Raw genomic sequence first — 23037 nt, 5'->3', positions numbered from 1 at the left:
AACATGAAGATTTTAATTCTTTGTACGGGGAATAGCTGCCGCAGCCAAATGGCACATGGCTTTTTACAATCATTTAACAATCAACTGGATGTCTTTTCAGCAGGAACAAAACCTGCTGAAAAGGTTAATCCGATGGCGGTAAAAGTTATGGATGAAATGGGTATAGATTTAGCCCACCATATCCCTAAAAGTGTAAACCTATATATAGGGCAGGAATGGGACTATGTTATTACGGTCTGCGGTGGGGCAAATGAGAGCTGCCCGATATTTACGAGTGAAGTAAGGAACAGGGTACATATTGGATTTGACGACCCTTCGGAAGCAACCGGAACACTGGAATTTATAATCAGTGAATTTCATCGGGTACGGGATGAAATAAAAGCTCGTTTCTATGACTTCTACCTGAACGAATTAAAACCACAATTAAGCTAAATATTTGTTATTATGGAAAAGAAACAAGGAATTGGATTTTTTGAAAAATACCTGACTATCTGGGTTGCCTTGTGCATCATTATTGGCATTGCCGTGGGACAATGGCTTCCGGCAATTCCGCAAACATTACGCAAATTTGAATATGCCAACGTGTCCATACCCATGGCAATCCTGATTTGGTTAATGATTTATCCGATGATGCTAAAAGTGGATTTTCAAAGTGTTAAGAATGTCGGCAAGCGTCCGAAAGGAATAATTGTCACTTGCGTTACAAATTGGCTGATAAAGCCATTTACCATGTTCGGAATAGCTTATTTGTTCTTCTATGTGGTTTTCAAAGCCTTTATACCTGCCGGATTAGCCGAAGAATATTTAGCCGGGGCGGTATTATTGGGGGCTGCACCTTGTACAGCTATGGTGTTCGTGTGGAGTTACCTTACTAAAGGGGATGCCGCTTATACACTGGTACAAGTGGCAGTGAACGATTTAATCATATTGGTAGCGTTTGCCCCTATCGTTGCTTTTCTGCTGGGAGTTGGCGGTGTATCTATTCCGTGGAACACTCTTTTGCTATCCGTAGGGATGTTTGTTGTGATACCACTTGCTGCCGGTATCATTACCCGCATAATGGTTATCCGCCGCAAAGGTATAGAATATTTCAACAACGTATTTATTAAGAAATTCAATAAGTATACGGTAGGTGGATTGCTATTAACGCTTATTATCCTGTTTTCATTTCAAGGAGAAACGATACTAAACAATCCCCTGCATATCTTATTGATTGCAGTTCCGCTTGTGTTGCAAACGGTTCTGATATTCTTCGTTGCTTACGGTTGGGCGAAATGGTGGAAATTACCCCATGATGTTGCCGCACCTGCCGGAATGATTGGGGCAAGTAATTTCTTTGAATTGGCGGTTGCTATGGCTATCTCTCTGTTTGGTTTACAATCCGGGGCTGCATTGGCTACGGTGGTGGGTGTGCTGGTCGAAGTTCCGGTGATGTTAATGTTAGTAAGGATTGCAAATAAGACACGACATAATTTCACAGAGACATATCATTCTTAGAGGCAATTGCATAATAAGAAGATATAATAAAGGTAAGATACCCAAATATTATGACCCCAAAGGGCTAAACGGCTCTCAGTCATTCCCATATAAGATAGAATGTAGTCATAGGGTAGTAATTTTCATTTCTTGTTCTAACTACATTATAGCCCTTTTTCTTTCACTGTCTTATCTCTTGTTGTAGTAAGTAGTAGGATAATATCGGTGAAAGAAAAAGGAAATCAATACAGATTATCAGTTATCCGTGCTGCCAAGCAGAAATACCAGTGTTAGCACGGATGCAGGTTTCTGGGCTCTCTGACAGACATACTTTCTGAACAAATGCGCTTCGGTGCTGTTTAACAGAAAGGACAAGGCGATGATTGTTGAGAGCGGATAAAGTAGTGAACAACCTACAGTCTCTCCCTTCTTGATAACTTCTTCTTGACCTGCACCCCTTTCGTCGGGATACAGGCTGGAAGATTTCATGGTCGTCTGAAGCCTATGATTGAGTTTTCTCCAAGTTACTCCGAAGAACTTCGCAAGTTCTCTCCGTCATGGTTATGTCTCCGCTTCCTTTTCTGACAACCTGCATATTGCTGCCCCAATCAAAGATACTGCGATGACAGGCGGTGTTTGTTACGGCTTTTACGTTATCGTTTGCTTTCATGCCGTTTCCTCCATTTTATAGATTGATACCTCCGAAGATTCACAAGCCTCTCTCCGAAGCTTCCTATTCTTTTGCCGATTGTTTGGCAATGAGCCTGTCCATATCCTCTGATATCTTGTTGTCCGTCACCTGCGCATAAACCTGAGTGCTTGATATGGAGGCATGCCCCATCATCTTGGCTATGCTCTCAATGGGAATACCTGCGCTTAGGCTCATCGTGCCGAATGTATGTCTTGCCATGTGGAAGGAAAGTCTTTGGCGGATACCGCAAGCCTTTCCCACGATGCTCAGTTTGGAATCCATGACACTACGGCTACAATTGCGGTGAAAGACAAGACTCTCACCTTTTTCTTTCACAGTCAGTTGTTCCTCGCTTCTTTCCTGTTCTTTCCGACAATGACTGAAGATGGCTTCCGCTATGGGATGTAATGGCACGATAAACTCAACCTTGGTCTTCTGACGTTCCTTTCTTATATACAACTGTCCGTCCGCTGTCGTTTGGATATGCTTGTTTTCTAAATTCTCCATGTCTGAGATAGCCAATCCTGTAAAGCAGGAAAAAATGAACATCTGTCTTGCCAACTCTGTTTCCTTGTCGTTCATCCTCATTGACATAAGTTTCATCACCTCGCTCTTTTGCAGAAAGCGTATCTTCTTTTCCTCCTTCTCATACTTGGCATTCTCAAAGGGATTATAGCGGATAATCCTCCGGCTGACCGCACGGAACATCAGTCGGCTCAGCCAGCAGAGGTTGCTGTTGATGGTGGATGCTTTCAGCCCACGCTTTTTCAGAAAGAAACGGTATTCTTCGAACAAGTCCTCTGTAATAGCTCCGATGGGTATGTCCTGCACTCCTTTATTTTCGACAAATTCACGGAGATTTCTGTCAGAATAGAACAGATTCAGATAAGTCCCCTCTGCTCTTGACTTGCCTACTGACTCCTTGACGGATTGCAGTTCCGCCTTGCTCATGGCAAGGATCGTTGTCGGATTAGTGGCAATGCCTTGCAAGCGGTTCTTGATAAGCTCCACGCTTACCACTCCGTCCCTCGTCAGTATGTCCCGATAGGTCTTTTCTACCAAATCCCTGAACTCATTGATTCTTTGGTTTGTTTTCTTGTTGGTTGTCAAGCCCTGCTTGGTGTTCCACTCGGCAGGATGGCACTCTTCGCCTGTGGTAATGGCTGTGTTCTTTCCGTCTATGGTGATACGGCAGAGAATGGCGGTATTGCCGTCTGCCTTTGTCTTCTGTCTGTTGATATAAAACAGTATCTTGAATGTACTTCTCATTGTCTTGGTGGTTTTGAATAATGAATAATGATAAGATAGAAGAAATAGGAATCAGATTGTTAACTGCATATCTTCAGTGTAAGAAAGGAAACGATCAAATTCCTCAAAGAGTTTCTGTGGGGTTACCTTTGCATAACGCTCGGTCATGCTCACGTTGGAATGCCCCAGCATCTTACTCACGGTCTCAATGGGTACACCCTGTTCAAGTGTGATGAGCGTGGCAAATGTGTGCCTTGCTGTATGTGTGGTAAAAGGAAACGAGATGCCTGCACGAAGCCGCAGGGCTTTCAAGTATGATTGGTAGGCAGCATACCTCATAAAGGGGAGCAGTGTTTCCCTTTCATCGCTGTGGAGCTTCTCCATCAGCCGTATGGCTTCGGGTAGCAGTTTGACACGGCAAGGTACACTTGTCTTCTGACGGTTGAACTTCAGCCAAAGGCCACCCTCGTCATCACGCACAAGATGAGATTTGCTTAGTTCCATCAAGTCGCAATACGCAGCACCTGTATAACAGGCAAAGAGGAAAATATCCCTTGCCGTTTCCATTTCCTCCTCCAAGTCCTCAAAGTGGAGAGTCTTTAACTTCTCAAATGCCCTCCCGTCAAGTGCTTTGGGAAGTTTCTTGTTACCCTTGCTGATTTTGACTTTGTCAAAAAGCAGGATGTCTGCCAATCCCTCACGGTAAGCCAGCCTGCAAACTGTTTTCAAATGGGTGGCGACATTGTAGAATGAGCTTTCCTGAAATCCACACTCTCCCAAAAAGTACTGCTGAAACTCATGAATGAAATTTTCTGTGAGTTGTGAGAAAGCCAAGTCAGATACCTTGTACTTTCTTTGAATAAACTCCTGCAAATGGATTCTCGTGGAGTGATAGCTTGCCATTGACTCCTTTCTGATGTCTACACCGATATGACTTTCTTTCTCTTTGATGAGCATATCAAACCTTTCGATGAGCATGCACCGTGCCTGCACACTGCCTTGAAACTGTTCCTTCACGTCGGTTGCGTCAAATGGGTGACCATTGGAGAGCAAGGATTGATAAGCCGATTGAACAGACAACAGCAAATTTTCCAACCTGCCGTTTATCTCTACCGCTTCACGGCTCTTGCCGTCCATTCTGCTCTCACGGGGATTCCACAGGTCAGAATTACAGGAGAGCTTGCAACTGAACTGTGCGATGGAACGCCCGATGGTAATGCGTCCCATAATCGGAGCCTTGCCCGACTTGTCAAGACCGCTCTTTTTGAGGTAGAGCAACACCTTCATTTTTTCTGTTTTCATACGCTTTGATGTTTTGTGGCAAAAATACCAATTTCAAAGCGTTCATCACTTATGCAGAAAACTGCCGACCGTAGCAACAGCCACACGAGCGAAAATAATTCAGTTACCGAACATTACTCCATCGTTACCTATGGCAAAATCGGGTAACGGTTTGGTAACTGAACTTCTGCCTAAATCTGCATATACCTGCCCTTTTTGAAAAGGGAACTTCTATGCAAATCGTTCTGTTTCTCACTCATTATCAATTAGTTTACACCAACTTCGTTTTTTCTTCATTTTCAAGGATTAGTTGCACATCTACAACGCATAAACGGTAGGGATATTTTCCATATTCGGTACTTCTAAAACAGATAGGCATAGGTAATGTAACGGCAAAACAAATTGTATATTAAATAAAAATGAGTAACTTTGCAATGACTGTTATAGGAACCGATGATAGACAAACCAACCATTGAAAAGATTAAAGATGCCGCCAATATCGTAGATGTGGTATCCGAATTCGTGTCGCTCCGTAAGCGTGGCGCCAATTACATGGGGCTGTGTCCCTTTCACAACGAGAAAACACCGTCGTTCGTCGTATCGCCTTCGCGCGGTACATGTCATTGTTTCGGCTGTGGAAAAGGCGGAAATGCCGTGAGTTTCATAATGGAACACGAGCAAATGACATATCCTGAGGCGCTCAAATGGCTCGCCAATAAATATCACATAGAAATAATAGAGCGCGAACTTACCGATGATGAGAAGCGTGAACAGAGCGAACGGGAGTCGATGTTCATAGTAAATGAGTGGACAGCCAAGTATTTCCAAAGCATTCTACATAACACCCCCGACGGTTTGGCCATAGGTATGCAATACTTCCGCAGCCGAGGTTTCCGCGACGACATTATAGAAAAGTTCCAATTGGGCTACGACCTGCAAGACCGTCATGCACTGGCTGCCACAGCCATTAAGAAAGGCTATAAGCCCGAGTTCTTGCTTAAAACGGGTATATGCTACGAAAACGACCGCCACGAACTCATCGACCGTTTCGCCGGTCGCGTAGTTTTTCCGTGGATAGGCGTAAGCGGTAAGGTCGTTGGATTTGGAGGTCGCGTGCTTGACTCGCGTACCAAAGGCGTGAATATTAAGTATGTAAACTCGCCAGAGTCTGATATTTATCACAAAGACCATGAGCTCTATGGCATTTATCAGGCCAAAAAAGCCATCGCAAAAGAAGATCGAGTGTACATGGTCGAGGGATATACCGACGTTATTTCCATGCATCAGTGCGGCATAGAGAACGTGGTGGCCAACTCGGGCACGGCACTCAGCTTTCATCAGATACACACCTTGCACCGCTTCACCTCTAACATAACCTTGTTATACGATGGCGATGAGGCCGGTATACACGCAGCTTTGCGCGGTACAGATATGCTCTTGGCCGAAGGGATGAACCTTAAAGTGCTGTTACTCCCCGATGGTAACGATCCTGACAGCTTCTCTCGTCAGCATTCGGCGGCCGTTTTCCGCCAATACATCAACGACCATCAGACCGACTTTATACAGTTCAAGACCGATCTATTACTGAAAAACGAGACCGATCCCATCAAAAGATCGGAGGCAATCAACTCGATTGTGAAGAGTATATCGGTCATTCAAAACCAGATATTGCGCGATACATACCTGCATGACTGTGCACAACGCATGGGTATAAATGAGGGAACGCTCATCAATACCATGAACCGATTTATCAGAGACAGCCGAGATGCGCAGGCCAAAGAGGCCGATCGCAACCAGCAGGCACAGGAAACGCAAGTCGCACCTCGGCCCCCCATACAACCTTCTACGCCCATGCAACAGGCCAAGAAGGTAGAACAAATGCTCATACAACTCGTTATGAAGTACGGAGAGCGTATTATCGTGAAAGATGCCACCGACGAAGAAGGCAATGTTTACACGCTTTCGGTAGCGCAATTCATCGACTATAACCTGAATACAGACAACCTGCAATTCGGCAACGAGTTATATAACAAGATACTGGCCGAGGCGGTTGAGTGCTGCAGAACAGAGGGATTTCGTGCCGAGACCTACTTTATTCACCACGAAGATATAGAGGTGAGCCGTCTTGCTATAGACATGACGGCCGACAAGTTCAAACTTTCAGAGAGCTTGAAAAAGGAAGTCGACGATGAAAGATTGCTCAACAGAACCATACATTTGTTACTGGATTTCCGCATGGATTATGTGGAGAAGCGTCTTAAAGAACTGCAACAAGGCATCTCTTTGGCCGTAAACGAGCCCGAAAAGATGCTTAAACTCATGGAAGAATACAAAGATATGCAGAACATTCGCAACACTCTCGCCCGCAAACTGGGTAACAATATCATCGTATAAACAAGCTGCAGCGCAGCCATAAAATAAAGGTGCTTCTTCGGGCTCATAATCCTGTCGCCCATAGAAGCACCTTTTATTGCACATATCCGTACTATGTAAGCCTTTTATACTGCCCTTCTGTCGGCAATAGAAATATCGTCTGTCAGACCTCGAACGATATTTCGCCTGCAGCATACAGGCCGACTTGCACCATCAGATATCCCGATATGCAGTAGCAAGGCATTCATGTTATCGGTCTGATTACACTGGTATTACTCCACTTTCCATACAAAATGTCCGAAGGCTTTGGGTGCTTTTCTTAAGCCGGCAAAGGCAGTTGTGTTGTCTCCACTAAGGTCGAACTCGAGAAAGAAGGCATATCCGTCGGCATAAGGATAACAAGTACTCGCCCAATAATGGCCTCCTCGTTCCTTTAGCATAAGGTCGTTATCTTCATAACAGCCGCTTGCAGGGAGGAAAAAGTACTTGCTTATATCGCTTGGCCGCTCTGTCTTAGGGTAAACATCATTACTGCTTTCATTGTCTTTCATATCAACTTTTTTAGCTGTTCCTGCATCGAACCCGTCGATATACTGCCGTTTAGGCAGCCAAAGTCCCTTTGTATTGGCATAAATACCTACCCCATTGCTATAATATAAATCATTGGTACCGAGATACATCAATATCTGTTCCTTAGTAGGACATTCCTTACAAGAGTGCTCCGGAGTACTGCAAGCGCGGTTATATCCCTCGCCTCCTTCATGAAAATACTCCTTACTGCTGTTACCTTTCACATAAGGACTGTATGCATCCCATTGGTAATACAGGTGCAAGGGAGTAGCTGTTTTTGCGATACGATATATCTTTCCGGCCTGTAGATCGACATTGGGTTTCGTAGAGATAGAATAATTCATGCGCTTACCACGTGCAGATATGACAAGTCCATCTTTCAACTTCTGCGGAAGAATCATAGCATATCCTACGATAGGATGCCCCATATCGAACGTTACATCTTCAGCAAACTTAATCAACATGTTCCCTTTTCCATCCGAACTCCACGTATTGTAAAGCCCGTTCCACTTACGGCTATGCACCAAATTATTATCTGCTACGCTCTCTCCTTGCGCCAACGGAGTGGCTATTACCACAGAACTAATCTTGTCTTCTGTTGGCAACAAGGGATTTTGTTCATCCTTTTTAGGCATCTTTATCGTAAACTTAACGATGGCAGCCTCGTTCTTGAATTGCAGAAGATTGCTGCCTTCGGGTTGGTAATCCATCTTAGAAGTCATCATGGCATGCTCCTGTATGTAATCCAAAGAGCCCTCCTGCGAAGAATAGTCTACGTTCATAACCGCCCATCTGTCATCACTTTCGGGCATTGTAGCGGGATATACGGCACATATCTTATTCACCTGTGCAGATTGATCGAACGTTCCGGTGAAGGTAGCAAGCTTTCCACTTGCGTCAGCCGGTGCAGAGAAAATCGAAGAAGGGGCACCGTTCAGGGGCGAAACACGTATCTTGTCGCCCTTACCCCATCCTACTTTCAGCGTTTTCCCTTGCTCATCCTTGAAAATAGTGCGCGTGCTAAGATCGGGCATCATAGCCTTTAATGTTACTATCTTGCTCGGTTGTCCGCCTTTATCCGCCCTATCGTTACCGATATCGTTAATTCCCGTGCATGCAGAAACACATAGCAATGTTCCGAATAAAACCGATAAATTTGTCTTGTTTGCTTTCATAATCAATAAATAAAATTTGTTTTAGCATTCATATCATCACTTCCCAAGTCTTCTCCTTCTTCATAATCGCCAAGCTGCCCCTTATTTTTAGGATTGCTGCCTGCCAGCAATTGAGATTTTACAGATAATGAATTCACTTGTGGTTTTACATAATTAGCCTTCATACTTGTACATAAAAATTTTAAAGTAATATTAATTCATAATGTTAATTCGGTATAAGACAGATACATCTTTTTATGGCATGATAATCGTTGTTATAAAATCATTGGTTCGTTAAACATACCTTTGGGTTAACTGCATGCCGATACCAGAATTCGTTAATTACCGGAAATCTGCAACTGTTCATTTGCACAAACGGTGTTATCCTAATCATAAAATACCGAAGTTTCCTAAATAATTGCGCTGCAAAGATAAGATAATACTTTCGTTCTTACTAAAGACACGCCTGATTTTTTCACATTTTTTCATATAAATATTTACGATTCGTTCACATTAAAAGTAGTTTCTATCGTGCATACATATATAATATAAAGCTCGTATAAAGCCCGCTTGTCGACAACAGATGTACCGTGTATCACGGCACGAGGCATGCTTCGTTCACGGTAAACCTGCAAATAAGCACCGCCAAACCTCCTCTGCAACCCAACCGAATAATAAATATTTAAGCAGCAAACCCTTTAGAGTGAAGTAAAAAAGTGCCTGTGGTGTTGCAATTCCGATAATAATCGTTATCTTTGCAGATATACTTCAACACCGTTACCAAAGCATGAAAAAATTCATACCAACTATTGTCGTCTTGCTTATGAGCATTGCAGGGGGTGCACAGAACGGTTACCTGCCCGCAACGGGAAACATCGATGCCCGCAACAAATTTCAAGACAACAAGTTCGGGATATTCCTTCATTGGGGAATATATTCCATGCTCGGCGAGGGCGAATGGGTGATGAACAACCGGAATATCAACTATATAGAGTATTCGAAACTTGCCGGCGGCTTTTATCCTTCTAAGTTCAATGCCGACGAATGGGTAAAGGCAATCAAAACAGCCGGTGCGAAGTACATCACCATAACGGCGCGACACCACGACGGGTTCTCTATGTTCGGCACGAAATCCGACGGATATAACATCGTTGATGCTACACCTTTCGGGCGCGATGTGCTGAAAGAACTGGCAACGGCCTGCCGACGCGAGGGCATCTCACTGCACTTCTATTACTCGCATCTCGACTGGCATAGGCTCGATTACCCGCTCGGTAGGACCGGCAGATGGCTCGGCAGACCGACTAACAGGCAAGACTGGGGCAGTTATTATGCCTTTATGAACAAACAACTTACGGAACTTTTAACCGGCTACGGGCCTATCGGTGCGATATGGTTCGACGGTTTTTGGGATCATGACAGTGATGATAAGCCTTTCGACTGGCAGCTCGGCAAACAATATGAGTTAATCCACAAACTGCAACCTGCATGCCTCATCGGCAATAACCATCACGAAGTACCGTTCGAGGGAGAGGATATACAGATATTCGAACGCGACCTTCCCGGCGAGAACAAGGCCGGATATTCGGGCAAGAACGGCATCAGCGCCCTGCCACTCGAAACATGTGAGACCATGAGCAGGTGTTAGGGATACAATATTACCGATAGCCTGTACAAAACATCTAAGGAACTTATCCACCTTATTGTGCGTGCCGCAGGGCGAAATGCCAACCTGTTATTGAACATAGGGCCTCAACCCGACGGGCAATTACCTGCCGCTGCAGCGCAACGCCTCGGCGAGATAGGCAAATGGATGAGTACATACGGCGAAACCATATACGGCACCCGTGGAGGCATTATAGCACCGCATGAATGGGGAGTTAGTACGCAAAAGGGCAATAAACTGTATGTACATATACTGAATTTGCAGGATAAAGGACTGTTTCTTCCGGTCGACAATTCGAAAATAACCAATGCCGTAATGTTCAATAACCATACGAAAGTGAACTTTACACGCAGTAAATACGGCATTACGATAGAGCTCCCGTCGGTGCCGAAAGATATAGATTGCGTAGTCGAACTCACAGTGAAATAAAAATAACAGGGCGGCAGGATGCTTATTGTCGTTACTTCTACATTCGGATTTCATAACAAAACAAAGCTACAGAGCATAAGAAGACAAGAATTACAAGGCTGAAACATGGGTTACATCGAACTGATGCTATTGATTTGTACGGTGTGTGCTTTTGCTACATTGGCATCGTATTTTGTTTGGAAAGGGTATCTCCGTGCCAAACAGGGCCGTTATTCGAACTCGCCGAACGATAATCGCCGCATCATCAGAAGGGCGCTGCGCACACTCAACTGTAAACCTGTATGGAAGAAAGAAAACGAAGATACCTTTGCTGATTACGAATATCAAGGCGGTTCGTTCCGCATTCGTCTTAACAAGAACTCACCTTTTGCACGGCTATCTTACCTGTCTATCTATTCTGTTCATGCCGAACAGCTGGAACTTATGCGCAACATTTGCAATCAATGCAACTTGAATACCGATAACTGTCGCATCATCTATACCATCGAAAACGCCAACGGCACGGCATACGTACATATAGTATCGGGCCTGCTACTGAACGATATCACGTCTTCTTTGTTGCTTAAACGAACGATGGAGGACATGTTCCTATGGAAAAACGTATTCGTCAAGCGGTTCGAAGAGATGATAAAAGATGCCGAAACAATCGGATTTACAGATATAGAAAGAACCGGTATGGACATCGGGCGCAACATTTATCTGGTACGCGAACAGGAAATGCTGCACCAAGAAACAGGCTCCGAGTGGCGCGAACAGCCCGACGACGGCATTACCATCAAGCGATTGTTTGCCAAGGCATTGGGCATATCGCACTTTCTTCCCATACGTATGACCGTCGTCACCGACGACCGCAACGTACGGAAAGTAGATGCCGACAGTATAAGCGAGCTGGAGCTCTCGGCCGAACTTATCGCCGAAGGTAAGTTTGTGCACCGCACGGCTACGCTCTTTCTGTCGTATTTCGACCGTATCATGGCTGAAAAGGAGCGACGCCTCATCATTCATTTATCGGCAGAACAGGGAGACGAACATACTCTTTATTACCGCATAACCGTTACCCAGTTGCCTCTGTCGGCGCAAAAAACAAATCCTGTAGGCACCGATAATAATATAACCATCGCTTTGAGTACACTCGCAGCGCACGATCTCAGGCCGGCTCAGAGGCGTACCGAAGAGTTTCGTTATCTGTGGAAAGAAGCTATGGCTAAACTCGGGCACGAAGGTATCGACAGTCTTACGGACGAAGAACGCCTGCTTGTGGCATGTGTAAACCCGCAAATGGGATATTATCTTTATCGCGGAAAGATGCTCTTTAACCGAAAATGCTTTGTAGAAGCAGTCGCACTTTTGGAATATGTATATCACACATTGCGGCAATATCTGTCGCAACAACAACCCGAAATGCAACAATATTTCTTTGAAGTGAGCTATATGATAGGTTACTGTTACAACGCCCTGCACCAATACGACCGCTCATATTACTATTTAGAACTGCTACTTCCGCTGCATAACATCATTTATACCGAGGAATATATCAATTGTATGGTAAATGGAGGCGACCTGCGCGCCTATGGTATCATCGAAGGACTGCTGCAAGAGCTTGCCAATTTACCCGAAAAAGAAAAGGCGAAAGGCTATTTCGAACCTTTCAGAAACTTTCTGAAGAGGCGCAAGGCCTATATCCTTGTAGAAAGAAAGAGCTACGATGAGGCCGAAAGAATGCTGAGCAAAATGATCGATGAGCCCGAAAATGCAGACTTTGCAATACATGAATTGGCTTATATACAGAAGAAAAAGGAAGCGAAATAATAACTATGATCTACGCACATTGGATAATACTTGCCCTCTACACCATCATTGTAATTGCCACAGTGGTGCGCATTCTCATGGAAAACCGGCAGCCCGAAAAGACCATGGCATGGATGTTGGTGCTTATATTCGTACCTGTTGTAGGTATTATCTTCTACTTCTTCTTCGGACAGAACACACGCAAAGAGCGCTATATCAGCCAACGCAGGCTCGATCAACTGTCTAAACGTTCGATGTTGGAGTTCGCCGAACAACGCAATCTGCGCCTGCCTGATACCCATAAAGCGCTGATGAAACTCTTCGCCAACCAAAGTATGTCGCTGCCATTCAAAGACAATGAGGCCGATATTTATACTAACGGCTACGACTTCATCCTCGGTCTGCTGCACGAAATCGGTAAGGCTAAGCATCACATTCATCTGGATACTTACATTATAGCTGATGATCCGCTCGGACGATTGGTAGCTGATGCGCTGATAGATAGGGCACGCGAAGGCATCGAAGTGCGCTTCATCTACGATGATGTGGGCTGTTGGCGGGTGCCGAACCGTTTCTTCGAACGCATGAGAAATGCCGGAATAGACGTACATTCATTCCTTCCGGTGCGCTTCCCCGCCTTTACCGGCAAAGTTAACTACCGCAATCATCGCAAACTCTGCGTAATCGATGGCAAGGTAGGTTTTATAGGTGGCATGAACATAGCCCTGCGCTACGTGAAAGGTACCCCCCGTCAATCATGGCGAGACACTCACCTTCGCGTTACCGGAGGCATTGTCTATTCCATACAACGTGCCTTCCTTGTCGACTGGTATTTCGTGGATCGCACGCTTATATCCGACCGCAAATACTATCCCGAAGCCAATACGTCGGTCGTAAACGACTGTATAGCGCAGGTAGTTACCAGTAGTCCCATCTCTCCATGGCCCGATATCATGCAAGGTTACGTAAGAGTATTGCTCGAAGCCAAGCATTATGTCTTCATGGAATCGCCCTACTTCTTGCCCACGGAGCCTATCCTATTTGCCATGCGTACGGCATCTCTCACCGGTATAGATGTAAGATTGATGGTTCCTTTGCACACCGACGCCCGATTGGTGGAATGGGCAAGCCGCTCATACATTATGAATATCCTTGAAGCAGGCGTAAAGGTTTATCTCTACAAGGCGGGGTTCAATCACTCAAAACTACTGGTTGCCGACGACAGTTTGTGCACCTGCGGGAGCACGAACGTAGACTTTCGAAGCTTTGAGAATAACTTTGAGTCGAATATCTTTTTTTATAACAGAGATATGGCATTAAGATTCAAGCAGATATTCCTTGCTGATCAAGAGCTATGCAGCCTTATCGACAGCCCTACAGACATAGCCCGTCGTTCGTTCCTGCAACGCCTGTGGGAGTCACTCACGCGTTTATTGTCTCCTTTGTTGTAAGGATAGGAGATGAGGGATGAAAGAATAAGGATGAAAGATTGTTCGTTATTCTTCGTTATAAATTCGACTAATAAACGTTCATCTTTCATCCTTATTCTTTCATCCCTCATCTCCTATTCAGTTAAACCGAACAACGAAAAGTTCACACTGCCGTATGTACGGCGCTCAATAAAATGGGGTTCGTTAGAAAAATCGTTCTGCCGACCGTGTTCGAATACGAAAATACCGCCTGTTTGCAATAGGTTATACTCGAATACCAGCGCCGGAATTTCGACCAATTGGGGCAATGTATAAGGCGGATCGGCAAAGATAAAGTCGAATTGTTGGTGGCATGATTTCAGAAATCTGAACGCATCACCGCGAACAAGCAGACTATTTTCCGCCCCGAGTTTATCCACACAGCGGCGAATGAAGTCGGCATGATCGCGGTCAGCCTCTACGCTTACGACCGTTGCACAGCCACGCGAAAGCAGTTCGAGCGTGATGCTTCCGGTGCCCGAAAACAGGTCTAACGCCGCTGCACCATCGAAATCGATGTAACCATTAAGCACATTAAAAATGTTCTCCTTTGCGAAATCGGTCGTCGGACGCGCCTTGAACGTGCGCGGGATATCGAAACGACGCCCTTTATATATTCCGGTGATTACCCTCATCTTCCCTTTATAAATAATGTAATCAGATCGAAAGGCATTCCTTTAATGCCTGTAATGGGCGAACGGTTGAACTCGGCAGAGGCGTTGATTGCATAAACTTTCTGCACATAACGGCGCAATTGTTGCAAGAGTTCCTCGCGTTCGTCGGAGATATCGCCGGCAAGATGCATCTCATCATGTTCCACATCGTAGCCCAACAGTTTCCATATATAAAGCAAAAAGTATATGGCATCGTGCGGATGAGATACATCATAGCTGTTGGTAAACCTGAACCTGTTATGATTAAAACTGAAAACTTCCAGCTTCTTATCGTGGAAATAGCCGTACAACTTGCGCCTTCCACCCATGAAACTGCGCTCATGCAGATAGCTCCAAACGGGCTGAACGAGCGGATAGAAGTGCACATCATCGAAATGATCCGTAAGCACTAACTTCAGATCTTTATTGATAGAGAACACCGCAACGGCATTCAGATTGGGTAAAACCGTATACAATATTTCCTGCGAGTCATGTCTCGAAAAGACATGGTTATAAAGTATATCGGTCTCACTCTCATCAAATTCCTCCACCGGAACCATCAACACAGGTGCATCGAGCATTACCTGTGCCCGCTGATATCCGCGCATCAACAACTCGCTCTCATTAAAGGCTTCACGCAAATTCGCCGCCATCGACATGCCGCTTTTTACGGCGTAAGGCTCGTAGACAACCTGTGTTTCGGTGGTAGTATCGACCACCGAGAACGACAGAGCGCCCTTACTGATGCGTATTACCGGCCTCATTCTCGAAACAAGTGTACTATTCCCAGTTTCCTGCATTATCATTTGGTGTTGTTAAATCCCCTATCTTCAATCCTGCAAAGCGCCCTGAAGCGTTCGCATCTTCAGTTATATCGGCAATCTGCGAGGCATCGAGCCCATGCAGATAGTCTGCATACGTCGCGCTGCACTCCATCAAAGGCACGCGATTGCCCGTCTTCGTCAGCTGTACGGATACAGCAAGTCGGAAACGTTTGCCGCCCGAATAAGGTATATATTGTACAGAATCTGCCAACAGACGTGCCGCCGTGAGCGCTCTGAAATTATCGGTATATGTGCCGTATGCCTGCAGATACTTCATTTCCGCCCTACGTATAGCCACCAAACAGCGTTTTACTTCGACCTCTCTCTGTTGTCTCTGCCTCCGGAACCTCACCGGAGTACTCACGCTAAGCACGCAGAGCACCGCCAACAGCAGTACACAGAAGCCCAATATATAATTATTCTTTATTTTCATCTACATTCGGAATACTTTTCCTACTTTTGCATTGTATTATACACAAAGCAAACTTTCAAATCGCCAAGGCATAGCCTATTTTCTGCAAAAATAGTGCAAGTCGAATGCAAAGAAGTTCGCTTCAATTTGCTGAGATGCCGCCTATATTCTGCAAAAATACAAAATACTTTTCTAATTTCAATGATAGCTGACGAATTATCATCTTTAATCTGTCGACAATTCGACTTTACTCCGACGGCAGAACAAGAGCAAGCCATCTGCACTTTCACCTCGTTCATGGCCGATCGCGATGCCCATACAGCAATGATACTCCGCGGCTCTGCGGGCACCGGAAAGACTTCTATCGCTGCTGCCATAGTAAAGTCGCTGGCAAGTTTGGGGCAAAAAATGCTGTTACTCGCACCCACCGGCCGCGCTGCCAAGGTGTTCTCCATCAACAGCAACCATGAGGCATTCACCATACACCGCCGCATCTACCGCGAAAGGTCTTACTCCGGCATCGGCGGAACATTCAATCTGAACGACAACATGCATACCGATACGCTCTTTATCATCGACGAATGTTCCATGATATCGAACGGTACAGGCGGCGAATCGGCATTCGGTAGCGGCCGACTATTAGACGATTTGATACAATATATATACAGCGGACGCAACTGCCGCATGCTGCTTATCGGCGACAGAGCGCAGCTGCCGCCCGTCGGAGAGCAAGAATCACCGGCGCTGAACAGCAGGGTTATTGCCGCTTACGGACTTAAATTATACGAACAAGACTTGAACGAAGTACTCCGACAGAGCCAAAACAGCGGCATTCTTTATAATGCCACGGCCATACGCACCATGATTATGCACGATGAAGACACACTGCTTCCCAAGATCAGACTGCACGGATTTGCCGACATCAGTATCGTTACGGGCGACGAACTCATAGAGTCTTTGGCATCCAGTTATAGCGAAGTGGGCACCGATGAAACCATGGTAATTACCCGAAGTAATAAACGTAGCAACATTTATAACCGCGGAATACGCAACATGGTGTTAGGAAGAGAAGAGGAACTGACCGCGGGCGACATGCTTATGGTAGTAAAAAACAAGTATCTGAATAATGCTCTATCGGCATCATCCGTACCCTCTGCGACCGCCGATCGCGGCATTTCGTTCATCGCAAACGGCGACCGTGCCTGCGTCAGACGTGTGAGAAATGTGCGCGAGCTCTATGGTTTTCGCTTCGCAGACGTAGCGCTCGAATTTCCCGATTACGACCACTTCGAGCTCGATACCACCGTTATTCTCGACACGCTTGCCGCAGAAGCGCCCGCTCTTACGCACGAACAGCAAGAACAACTCTACAACCGAGTGATGGAAGAAGATTACGGCGACATCACCGTAAAGGCCGAACGTATCAAGAAGATGAAGGGAAACGACTACTTCAATGCCATGCAAATAAAATACGCCTATGCCATTACCTGCCACAAGGCGCAGGGTGGACAGTGGGCACATGTATATCTTGACCAAGGTTATATGACCGATGAAATGCTTACACCCGACTATCTGCACTGGCTCTACACAGCATTTACGCGGGCCACAGAGAAGCTCTATCTCGTGAACTGGCCCGAAGCGCAGACCATAGATCATGCACCTATCGCAGACAGATAGCCCGTCTGGCGGCCACAGACAGTACGTTTATCGCACACAGACAGCACGCCTATGCTTCCTTAAATAAACATAATAATGTAGCGCACAGGCCGCAGAACATGTGTATTTTGACTATTTTTGCACGAAATAGGTGTGTTCCGAGCCACGTAGAAATATATTATCTCGCAGCAAACATCCCTATTCGATATTGATATATGAAGAAGATATTTTTCGTTATTTTCGGCTTTATGCTTGCCATGATGTCCGTTTCGTCGTGCAAATATGCCCCTAAAGAAGAATTAGGCGATACGGTTGCCGCAAGCGTTTTCGATGTATTCGACACTCAAGACAAACCGGCAAAGCCAAAGAAAGCCCAAACAGCAGTGAAAGACAGTGCCCACATCTTCGTTATCGGCGATGGTTCCGATCGTCATACGCTGCAACTGCTCTCTTTCCCCTCGCGGCGCGACACGTTTACATACGGCAAGGCGCGCCGTCTGAAGGTGGATGGAAACGCCGAAATCGGCAATATTATCCGCGTAAAATTCTTTGTTTTAAAGTCTGGCGACAGCATTGTAAGTCGCATAGAGCAGGTGTCGGTCACCGGTAAGGATGAATGATGAAAGACGAACGATGAAGGTTTAATGGCCGCATCGCAAAAAGTTAGCTCACTTAAACACCCCATAATTAACTGCTTTAAGATAATCATCCCCTCTCTGCCTTTACTTCTCAAATGAACAAGCCTATTCGTATGCGTGCACCGGATAGTCTATCGTGTAATGCAATCCGCGGCATTCTTTGCGCTCAATAGCCTGCCGCGTAATCAGATAACCCACGTTAATCATGTTTCGAAGCTCACATATATCGCGACTTGCCTTTACGTGTTTGAAGAGAGTTTCGGTCTCCTCGTACAGCAAATCGAGCCTGTTCCAAGCCCTCTTCAGGCGTATATCCGAACGTACAATGCCCACATAATTGCTCATGATCTCGCCAACTTCTTTCACACTTTGCGTTATAAGCACGCGTTCTTCATTGGTTAACGTGCCTTCATCGTCCCACTCGGGCACTTGTTCGTTATATGTATAATCGCTAAATCGAGCTACACTGTGCTTAGCAGCCATGTCTGCATACACCAGAGCCTCGATAAGCGAGTTCGAGGCCAGCCGGTTACCGCCGTGAAGTCTCGTACAAGCGCACTCACCTATGGCATATAAGCGGCTTATACTGGAGCAACCGTCGAGATCTACCTTAATTCCACCGCACATATAATGAGCTGCAGGGCGCACAGGTATATACTCTTTCGTTATATCAATGCCTATACTCCGGCACTTCTGATAAATGTTAGGGAAATGAAGTTTGGTCTCTTCCGCCTCTTTATGGGTAACATCGAGGCACACATGGTCTATTCCGTGTATCTTCATCTCCTTGTCTATCGCCCTTGCCACAATGTCGCGGGGCGCCAAGGAGAGCCGTTCGTCGTACTTCGCCATGAACGATTCGCCCGTCGGGAGGCGCAATATACCGCCGTATCCGCGCATGGCTTCGGTGATAAGATACGCGGGATGCGTCTCTTTAGGATAGAACAAAGCCGTAGGATGGAACTGTACGAACTCCATATCCTGCACGGTTCCCTTGGCCCGATATACCATCGCTTCACCGTCGCCCGTAGCTATAACGGGGTTAGTCGTAGTCTGATACACCGCTCCGCAGCCCCCTGTGCACATCAAAGTTACCTTGCTAAGGTAGGTATCTACCTTCTGTGTGTCGGGATTAAGTACGTAAGCACCGTAACATTCTATACCTGTAGTGCGACGAGTTACCTCGAATCCGAGGTGATGTTGGGTAATAATCTCCACCGCGAAGTACCTTTCTCTCACATCGATAGCAGGGTTTAGCTTTATTGCTTCTATCAGTTTGCGCTGGATTTCGGCACCTGTATCGTCGGCATGATGCAATATACGGAACTCAGAGTGCCCGCCTTCTCGGTGTAGATCGAACGTTCCGTCGGACTTCCGGTCGAAATTAACGCCCCAATTCACCAGTTCTTCGATCTGTGCGGGGCCATTCTTTACCACTTGTTCCACGGCTCTCGGATCGCTGATATAGTCGCCTGCCACTATCGTATCATGGATATGTTTCTCGAAATTGTCTGTTCCGAAATCGGTAACAGAGGCCACTCCCCCCTGCGCAAATGCCGTGTTCGCCTCTTCGAGCGACGACTTGCAGATGATACATATCTTGCCTTTGCAAGCTCTTGCTACTTTCAAAGCGTAACTCATACCGGCAACACCGGCCCCGATAATAAGGAAATCGTACTTAAAAACCATTACATATTATATATATATCGTTGCAAAAGTAGCAATTTATCTGTAATTTGGCAGAAGAAAGCAGATATTTTTGTAATTTTGCACGGTGTATGTAACGCCCTTTCCGGCACCGCACAAGCGGGCTGCGGGGGTAATTTAAGTTTATGAACAGAGTCTTTCATCAGCGCTTTACGCTCGTTGCAAAGTGCAGCATCGCCCTATTTTCGTTGCTTGCCGCATACCTTTTCTGGATTAAGAGCGCCCTGACAGGCACCGTAGTTCTGATAGTTGTGGTAGGTATAATAGAGCGCGTGGTTCATTCTTCCTACACTTTCGCTACCACAGACCGAGGCGAAATGCTTACGATAAACCACGGACGTTTTTCGAAGAACATAGTTATTCGGGTGAACGACATTATCAAATGCACAAAAATGACAACGGTCTTCGGCATTTACTCCTACCTGCTATTGGAGTACGGAGTAAGACATTTCGTCAGTATACAGCCCGACAGCGCCGACGGGTTTATGGAAGAGCTGAGGAAAAGACAAGAAAAAGACTTGCTAAAATGAATATGTTTTTAAGATATATCATCGGTCTTGCGCTCATATTTGCCGCAGCTTTGCCCGCTGCAGCGCAGATAGACGACGAGAATATAGAAGATGAAGACCAAAGTAACATAGCCGATTCGGCAATGATTGCTACCATCGAAGCCGACAGTATAGCGCTGCCGTGGCCGCAATCCGTACAAAGAAACATCGACAGACTGTTGCAGAGCAGCATGTTCAAAACCTCCCAAATAGGCCTGATGGTATACGATTTGGACGCCGACAGCACCCTCTATCGCCACAACGAGCGGCAACTGATGCGGCCAGCCTCTACGATGAAGATCATTACAGCTATCGCCGCGATCGATAAGTTGGGCGGTGATTACCAATTCAAAACGGAACTTTGCTACACCGGAAAGGTAGAAAACAACACGTTGACGGGCGATGTATATTGCGTAGGTGGCTTCGATCCCCGCTTTAACAGCGACGACATGAACGCTTTCGTAGAGAGTTTACAGAAGATGGGAGTAGACACTATCCGCGGTCATCTGTATGCCGATAAGAGCATGAAGGACCAAAATACGCTCGGAGAAGGATGGTGTTGGGACGACGATAACCCCATCTTATCGCCGTTGCTCATATCGAGAAAAGACAAATTCGTGGATAAATTCATGGATAAACTGCGCGAATCGGGCATTATTGTAGATGCTTTCGGCTCTACAGGGCGTAAGCCCGAAGACGCTTTCTGCATCTGCCGTCGGTTCCATACCATCGACCAAATCTTGCTGCGCATGATGAAAGAGAGCGATAACCTGTATGCCGAATCGATGTTCTACCAACTTGCAGCGTCGACAGGCAACCGTCCGGCAACGTCGAAGAGTGCACGTGCCGTCATTAAACGCCTCATCAACAAGCTCGGAATGAACCCTGCAAGCTACCGGATTGCCGATGGTTCCGGCCTTTCACTATATAATTATGTGAGCGCAGAGCTCGAAGTAGCCCTGCTGCGCTATGCCTATCGCAACGGCAACATCTATCTGCATTTGCAACCTTCGTTGCCTACGGCGGGCGTAGACGGCACACTCGAGAAACGCATGCGCGGCCCCTTCACCCGCGGAAGGGTATGGGCAAAGACGGGAACCGTTACGGGTATCAGCAGTTTGGCGGGCTATTGCAAGGCTTCCAACGGGCACACGTTGTGCTTTGCTATCATCAATCAGGGGCTTATGCATGGCAAGAACGGCCGCGCTTTCCAAGATCAAGTGTGCGAAAGTTTATGCTCTCCCCAATAAAAACAGTATATATAATATGGATAGAATTAGGATCTATGTAGAACACATCCTACAAATAAGCGGCATAGACGGTACATATATCCCCGTTCTGCGCCACGTGTTGCTGGTCGCCATTGCCATCCTATTGGCATGGTTAAGCAACTTTATCTGTCGTAAAGTATTCGTTCCGGTAGTTTTGAAACTAACAAAAAAGACGCCACTCAAATGGGACGACGTGCTTTTCAACCGCAATGTACTCATCAAGGCATGCAACATTGTGCCGGCAATTGTTATATGGGAACTCCTTCCGATGGTATTCTATCAGTTCCCTGCGGTACGCGAAACGCTCGCACGCCTTACAGCTATCTACATTACCATTATGACCGCACGGCTGTGCATCGTGCTGATCAATGCTTTCAACACGCTCGAAACCACCGATAACAGTTCCACCCAGCAGTACATAAAGTCGTTCTGCGGGGTGTTGAAGATAGTTGTAATCTTCATAGGCGCTATTGTCGGCATCGCTATCATATTCAACAAGAACCCGATGACATTATTTGCAGGCCTTGGAGCCACATCGGCTGTGCTCATGTTAGTATTCAAAGACACCATTTCGGGATTAGTTGCAGGCATCCGACTTACCAGTAATAACATGGTTAGTGTGGGCGACTGGATCACCGTACCCAAGGCTGGAGCGGACGGAAACGTAGAGGAGATCAGCCTTACAACGGTAAAAGTACGCAACTTCGACAATACTATAATAACGGTAACCCCGCAAACTTTAGTCGACGACTCGTTCCAAAACTGGATCGGGATGCAACAAAGTGCAGGCCGAAGAGTAACACGTAAGATATATATAGACTTCAACAGCATCTGCTTGGCAGAGGGTGAAATGCTGCAAAAGCTAAAAGATAAGGGTTATGCACCGGCCGATACGGACGACGGAACAATAACTAACGTAGGCCTATACCGTAAATATATCGAGGTCAAACTGCTCAAAATGCCGCAGATAAACACCGACCTAACGTGCATGGTGCGCCTGCTCGAGGCTACTACAACAGGCCTCCCGATGGAACTCTACTTCTTCCTACGCAACAAAGAGTGGGTGCATTACGAACACGAACGCTCCGCCCTTATGGAATGGGCGTATGCTCTTGCACCGATATTCGGACTGAAAATATACCAACAACTGGCTGCTTCGGGCGAATAGACCGCATTATTGTCT

18 protein-coding genes and 2 pseudogenes are annotated in these 23037 nt (G+C 46.1%); 11 read left to right on the top strand and 9 right to left on the bottom strand.

Features of this window, described 5'->3' with window-relative positions:
* The first annotated feature begins 3 nt into the window (after positions 1 to 3).
* Positions 4 to 432, top strand: coding sequence for an arsenate reductase ArsC (locus BN3912_RS08505; protein WP_023983712.1), 429 nt, complete (start codon positions 4 to 6; stop codon positions 430 to 432).
* A gap of 12 nt (positions 433 to 444) precedes the next feature.
* Entirely contained in the window at positions 445 to 1497 is a 1053-nt protein-coding gene (arsB, locus tag BN3912_RS08500) for an ACR3 family arsenite efflux transporter (RefSeq protein WP_023983713.1), read from the top strand.
* A 234-nt stretch (positions 1498 to 1731) separates the two neighbouring features.
* Here arsB and BN3912_RS11990 read toward each other — a convergent pair.
* From BN3912_RS11990 to BN3912_RS08490, 3 genes and pseudogenes are all read right to left on the bottom strand, one after another.
* Positions 1732 to 2146: pseudogene (locus BN3912_RS11990) on the bottom strand (hypothetical protein).
* A 63-nt stretch (positions 2147 to 2209) separates the two neighbouring features.
* On the bottom strand, positions 2210 to 3436 hold the full coding sequence (locus tag BN3912_RS08495; protein ID WP_023983715.1) for a site-specific integrase: 1227 nt from the start codon (positions 3434 to 3436) through the stop codon (positions 2210 to 2212).
* Between the two features lie 51 nt (positions 3437 to 3487).
* Entirely contained in the window at positions 3488 to 4717 is a 1230-nt protein-coding gene (locus BN3912_RS08490) for a site-specific integrase (protein ID WP_023983716.1), read from the bottom strand.
* 432 nt (positions 4718 to 5149) lie between these two features.
* Here BN3912_RS08490 and dnaG point away from each other — a divergent pair, with 432 nt between their 5' ends.
* On the top strand, positions 5150 to 7090 hold the full coding sequence (gene dnaG, locus BN3912_RS08485; protein ID WP_023983717.1) for a DNA primase: 1941 nt from the start codon (positions 5150 to 5152) through the stop codon (positions 7088 to 7090).
* A 251-nt stretch (positions 7091 to 7341) separates the two neighbouring features.
* Here the strand turns inward: dnaG and BN3912_RS08480 are convergent, their stop codons facing one another.
* Both BN3912_RS08480 and BN3912_RS12325 read right to left on the bottom strand, forming a co-directional pair.
* Complete coding sequence (locus tag BN3912_RS08480; RefSeq protein WP_023983718.1) at positions 7342 to 8814, bottom strand: fimbrillin family protein; 1473 nt, start codon at positions 8812 to 8814, stop codon at positions 7342 to 7344.
* Between the two features lie 2 nt (positions 8815 to 8816).
* On the bottom strand, positions 8817 to 8978 hold the full coding sequence (locus BN3912_RS12325; RefSeq protein ID WP_004369738.1) for a hypothetical protein: 162 nt from the start codon (positions 8976 to 8978) through the stop codon (positions 8817 to 8819).
* Between the two features lie 602 nt (positions 8979 to 9580).
* Between BN3912_RS12325 and BN3912_RS08475 the strand changes: the two are divergent.
* From BN3912_RS08475 to cls, 3 genes and pseudogenes are all read left to right on the top strand, one after another.
* Positions 9581 to 10888 (top strand): annotated as a pseudogene (locus tag BN3912_RS08475) (alpha-L-fucosidase).
* Between the two features lie 105 nt (positions 10889 to 10993).
* The gene (locus tag BN3912_RS08470) at positions 10994 to 12697 is read left to right on the top strand and encodes a hypothetical protein (RefSeq protein WP_023983721.1); all 1704 of its coding nucleotides are present in this window, start codon (positions 10994 to 10996) and stop codon (positions 12695 to 12697) included.
* 5 nt (positions 12698 to 12702) lie between these two features.
* Positions 12703 to 14127 (top strand): cardiolipin synthase, encoded by a 1425-nt coding sequence (cls, locus tag BN3912_RS08465; RefSeq protein WP_023983722.1) that lies wholly within the window; start codon positions 12703 to 12705, stop codon positions 14125 to 14127.
* 113 nt (positions 14128 to 14240) lie between these two features.
* On the opposite strand, the gene BN3912_RS08460 is transcribed toward cls, so the two are convergent.
* The 3 genes from BN3912_RS08460 to BN3912_RS08450 are packed head-to-tail and all read right to left on the bottom strand — an operon-like array spanning position 14241 to position 16055.
* Positions 14241 to 14780 (bottom strand): RsmD family RNA methyltransferase, encoded by a 540-nt coding sequence (locus BN3912_RS08460; RefSeq protein ID WP_023983724.1) that lies wholly within the window; start codon positions 14778 to 14780, stop codon positions 14241 to 14243.
* Positions 14777 to 15604, bottom strand: coding sequence for a DUF3822 family protein (locus tag BN3912_RS08455; RefSeq protein WP_023983725.1), 828 nt, complete (start codon positions 15602 to 15604; stop codon positions 14777 to 14779). The genes BN3912_RS08460 and BN3912_RS08455 overlap by 4 nt, the downstream gene beginning before the upstream one ends.
* A complete protein-coding gene (locus tag BN3912_RS08450; RefSeq protein ID WP_023983726.1) occupies positions 15579 to 16055 on the bottom strand; it encodes a hypothetical protein in 477 nt (158 codons plus the stop codon). Before BN3912_RS08450 ends, BN3912_RS08455 begins: the two co-directional genes overlap by 26 nt.
* 180 nt (positions 16056 to 16235) lie before the next feature.
* On the opposite strand from BN3912_RS08450, the gene BN3912_RS08445 reads away from it, so the two are divergent.
* The gene (locus tag BN3912_RS08445; protein ID WP_023983727.1) at positions 16236 to 17711 is read left to right on the top strand and encodes an ATP-dependent DNA helicase; all 1476 of its coding nucleotides are present in this window, start codon (positions 16236 to 16238) and stop codon (positions 17709 to 17711) included.
* 194 nt (positions 17712 to 17905) lie between these two features.
* The gene (locus BN3912_RS08440) at positions 17906 to 18310 is read left to right on the top strand and encodes a hypothetical protein (RefSeq protein ID WP_023983728.1); all 405 of its coding nucleotides are present in this window, start codon (positions 17906 to 17908) and stop codon (positions 18308 to 18310) included.
* A 123-nt stretch (positions 18311 to 18433) separates the two neighbouring features.
* Here the strand turns inward: BN3912_RS08440 and nadB are convergent, their stop codons facing one another.
* The gene (gene nadB / locus BN3912_RS08435; protein ID WP_023983729.1) at positions 18434 to 20017 is read right to left on the bottom strand and encodes an L-aspartate oxidase; all 1584 of its coding nucleotides are present in this window, start codon (positions 20015 to 20017) and stop codon (positions 18434 to 18436) included.
* 143 nt (positions 20018 to 20160) lie between these two features.
* Between nadB and BN3912_RS08430 the strand changes: the two genes are divergently transcribed.
* The 3 genes from BN3912_RS08430 to BN3912_RS08420 are packed head-to-tail and all read left to right on the top strand — an operon-like array spanning position 20161 to position 23022.
* Positions 20161 to 20565 carry a PH domain-containing protein gene (locus tag BN3912_RS08430; RefSeq protein WP_023983730.1) on the top strand — a complete coding sequence of 135 codons (405 nt, stop codon included), beginning with the start codon at positions 20161 to 20163 and terminating at the stop codon, positions 20563 to 20565.
* Positions 20562 to 21833 carry a D-alanyl-D-alanine carboxypeptidase/D-alanyl-D-alanine endopeptidase gene (gene dacB / locus BN3912_RS08425; protein WP_004369716.1) on the top strand — a complete coding sequence of 424 codons (1272 nt, stop codon included), beginning with the start codon at positions 20562 to 20564 and terminating at the stop codon, positions 21831 to 21833. The genes BN3912_RS08430 and dacB overlap by 4 nt, the downstream gene beginning before the upstream one ends.
* Positions 21834 to 21849: 16 nt before the next feature.
* Positions 21850 to 23022, top strand: coding sequence for a mechanosensitive ion channel family protein (locus tag BN3912_RS08420; protein WP_023983732.1), 1173 nt, complete (start codon positions 21850 to 21852; stop codon positions 23020 to 23022).
* The last annotated feature ends 15 nt before the right edge of the window (positions 23023 to 23037 follow it).

Source organism: Prevotella phocaeensis (genome assembly GCF_900065875.1).
GTDB lineage: Bacteria > Bacteroidota > Bacteroidia > Bacteroidales > Bacteroidaceae > Prevotella > Prevotella phocaeensis.
This window is presented reverse-complemented; position numbering and strand designations above follow the sequence as displayed.

Excerpts from the sequence above, each read along its gene's own strand:
- dnaG (WP_023983717.1), top strand. The coding sequence starts at position 5,150 with ATGATAGACAAACCAACCATTGAAAAGATTAAAGATGCCGCCAATATC.
- BN3912_RS12325 (WP_004369738.1), bottom strand. The coding sequence starts at position 8,978 with ATGAAGGCTAATTATGTAAAACCACAAGTGAATTCATTATCTGTAAAA.
- BN3912_RS08505 (WP_023983712.1), top strand. The coding sequence starts at position 4 with ATGAAGATTTTAATTCTTTGTACGGGGAATAGCTGCCGCAGCCAAATG.
- BN3912_RS08490 (WP_023983716.1), bottom strand. The coding sequence starts at position 4,717 with ATGAAAACAGAAAAAATGAAGGTGTTGCTCTACCTCAAAAAGAGCGGT.
- BN3912_RS08450 (WP_023983726.1), bottom strand. The coding sequence starts at position 16,055 with ATGAAAATAAAGAATAATTATATATTGGGCTTCTGTGTACTGCTGTTG.
- BN3912_RS08460 (WP_023983724.1), bottom strand. The coding sequence starts at position 14,780 with ATGAGGGTAATCACCGGAATATATAAAGGGCGTCGTTTCGATATCCCG.
- BN3912_RS08420 (WP_023983732.1), top strand. The coding sequence starts at position 21,850 with ATGGATAGAATTAGGATCTATGTAGAACACATCCTACAAATAAGCGGC.
- dacB (WP_004369716.1), top strand. The coding sequence starts at position 20,562 with ATGAATATGTTTTTAAGATATATCATCGGTCTTGCGCTCATATTTGCC.
- BN3912_RS08470 (WP_023983721.1), top strand. The coding sequence starts at position 10,994 with ATGGGTTACATCGAACTGATGCTATTGATTTGTACGGTGTGTGCTTTT.
- BN3912_RS08480 (WP_023983718.1), bottom strand. The coding sequence starts at position 8,814 with ATGAAAGCAAACAAGACAAATTTATCGGTTTTATTCGGAACATTGCTA.
- BN3912_RS08495 (WP_023983715.1), bottom strand. The coding sequence starts at position 3,436 with ATGAGAAGTACATTCAAGATACTGTTTTATATCAACAGACAGAAGACA.
- BN3912_RS08440 (WP_023983728.1), top strand. The coding sequence starts at position 17,906 with ATGAAGAAGATATTTTTCGTTATTTTCGGCTTTATGCTTGCCATGATG.
- nadB (WP_023983729.1), bottom strand. The coding sequence starts at position 20,017 with ATGGTTTTTAAGTACGATTTCCTTATTATCGGGGCCGGTGTTGCCGGT.
- BN3912_RS08445 (WP_023983727.1), top strand. The coding sequence starts at position 16,236 with ATGATAGCTGACGAATTATCATCTTTAATCTGTCGACAATTCGACTTT.
- BN3912_RS08430 (WP_023983730.1), top strand. The coding sequence starts at position 20,161 with ATGAACAGAGTCTTTCATCAGCGCTTTACGCTCGTTGCAAAGTGCAGC.
- arsB (WP_023983713.1), top strand. The coding sequence starts at position 445 with ATGGAAAAGAAACAAGGAATTGGATTTTTTGAAAAATACCTGACTATC.
- BN3912_RS08455 (WP_023983725.1), bottom strand. The coding sequence starts at position 15,604 with ATGATAATGCAGGAAACTGGGAATAGTACACTTGTTTCGAGAATGAGG.
- cls (WP_023983722.1), top strand. The coding sequence starts at position 12,703 with ATGATCTACGCACATTGGATAATACTTGCCCTCTACACCATCATTGTA.